Genomic DNA, 1481 nt, shown 5'->3' with positions numbered 1-1481 from the left:
TTTAATTTTTATGGAGGAGGAAGGGGGATTCGAACCCCCGCGCGGTTTGACCCGCCTGTCGGTTTTCAAGACCGATCCCTTCAGCCGGACTTGGGTATTCCTCCTCAATAATATGGTGGACCTTGTAGGACTCGAACCTACGACCGGACGGTTATGAGCCGTCTGCTCTAACCAACTGAGCTAAAGGTCCAAGATAATATGTATGGTAGCGGCAGAGGGGATCGAACCCCCGACCTCACGGGTATGAACCGTACGCTCTAGCCAGCTGAGCTACGCCGCCATCATATTAAGAATTATAAAATTGGTGGAGCCTAGCGGGATCGAACCGCTGACCTCCTGCGTGCAAGGCAGGCGCTCTCCCAGCTGAGCTAAGGCCCCATATAATGAGAATAATGGTCGGGAAGACAGGATTCGAACCTGCGACCCCTTGGTCCCAAACCAAGTGCTCTACCAAGCTGAGCTACTTCCCGAAATATAATGGCGCGCCCGAAAGGAGTCGAACCCATAACCTTCTGATCCGTAGTCAGACGCTCTATCCAATTGAGCTACGGGCGCATTAATATAAAAACAATGGTGCCGAGGACCGGAATCGAACCGGTACGGTAGTCACCTACCGCAGGATTTTAAGTCCTGTGCGTCTGCCAGTTCCGCCACCCCGGCATTGTTTTATGGAGCGGAAGACGGGATTCGAACCCGCGACCCCCACCTTGGCAAGGTGGTGTTCTACCACTGAACTACTTCCGCATCTATTTAATTGATAGTAAATTGGTGCGGGTGAAGGGAGTCGAACCCCCACGCCTTGCGGCGCTAGATCCTAAGTCTAGTGCGTCTGCCAATTCCGCCACACCCGCTTAATACTATTTTAAATTTTCTAATGGTGAGCCATGGAGGATTCGAACCTCCGACCCTCTGATTAAAAGTCAGATGCTCTACCGACTGAGCTAATGGCTCATTAGATGGTGCCGGCTAGAGGACTTGAACCCCCAACCTACTGATTACAAGTCAGTTGCTCTACCAATTGAGCTAAACCGGCGTAAATATAGTTGTCCAATAATAAATGGTGGAGGATGACGGGATCGAACCGCCGACCCTCTGCTTGTAAGGCAGATGCTCTCCCAGCTGAGCTAATCCTCCATAAATAAAGCCTGGCGTCGTCCTACTCTCACAGGGGGAGAACCCCCAACTACCATCGGCGCTGAGAAGCTTAACTTCCGTGTTCGGTATGGGAACGGGTGTGACCTTCTCGCTATCGCCACCAGACTTTTCTCAAGACATATTTTATTATACATGCTTTTGAGATTTTTTCAAGTATAATTTTAGAAAATTATTCCCTGAAAACTAGATTATGGTAAGAAGAAAGAAACAAGTAATCATTATTGTCCAGCTCCAACGCCTATCGCCTATCAAATTTCCGATCATCTCCCTACGATAAGTCCACATCGATTCACTTACGTTCATCGTGTTTCCTTTATCTCAGTCGA

The 1481-nt window shown here is 49.2% G+C and carries 12 tRNA genes and 1 rRNA gene; all 13 read right to left on the bottom strand.

From position 1 onward, the window contains the following. Positions 1-11: 11 nt before the first annotated feature. A tRNA-Ser gene (locus BCI01S_RS24485) sits at positions 12-104 on the bottom strand. A 9-nt stretch (positions 105-113) separates the two neighbouring features. Then, positions 114-190, bottom strand: a tRNA-Ile gene (locus BCI01S_RS24480). A 13-nt stretch (positions 191-203) separates the two neighbouring features. Beyond that, positions 204-280, bottom strand: a tRNA-Met gene (locus BCI01S_RS24475). A 22-nt stretch (positions 281-302) separates the two neighbouring features. Beyond that, positions 303-378, bottom strand: a tRNA-Ala gene (locus BCI01S_RS24470). A gap of 15 nt (positions 379-393) precedes the next feature. Then, positions 394-470, bottom strand: a tRNA-Pro gene (locus tag BCI01S_RS24465). 8 nt (positions 471-478) lie between these two features. Continuing rightward, positions 479-555 (bottom strand) — tRNA-Arg (locus tag BCI01S_RS24460). Positions 556-571: 16 nt separating this feature from the next. Next, positions 572-660, bottom strand: a tRNA-Leu gene (locus tag BCI01S_RS24455). Between the two features lie 9 nt (positions 661-669). Next, positions 670-744 (bottom strand) — tRNA-Gly (locus BCI01S_RS24450). A 22-nt stretch (positions 745-766) separates the two neighbouring features. After that, positions 767-851 (bottom strand) — tRNA-Leu (locus BCI01S_RS24445). Between the two features lie 24 nt (positions 852-875). Then, positions 876-951: transfer RNA gene (locus tag BCI01S_RS24440), tRNA-Lys, on the bottom strand. 6 nt (positions 952-957) lie between these two features. Then, positions 958-1033, bottom strand: a tRNA-Thr gene (locus BCI01S_RS24435). Positions 1034-1058: 25 nt separating this feature from the next. Next, positions 1059-1134, bottom strand: a tRNA-Val gene (locus BCI01S_RS24430). 9 nt (positions 1135-1143) lie between these two features. After that, positions 1144-1260, bottom strand: a 5S ribosomal RNA gene (gene rrf, locus BCI01S_RS24425). Between the last annotated feature and the right edge of the window lie 221 nt (positions 1261-1481).

Source organism: Niallia circulans NBRC 13626 (assembly GCF_001591585.1).
Taxonomy (GTDB): Bacteria; Bacillota; Bacilli; order Bacillales; family Cytobacillaceae; genus Niallia; species Niallia circulans.
Note: the sequence above shows the minus strand (reverse complement) of the source record. Positions and strands in the feature narration are given on the sequence as shown.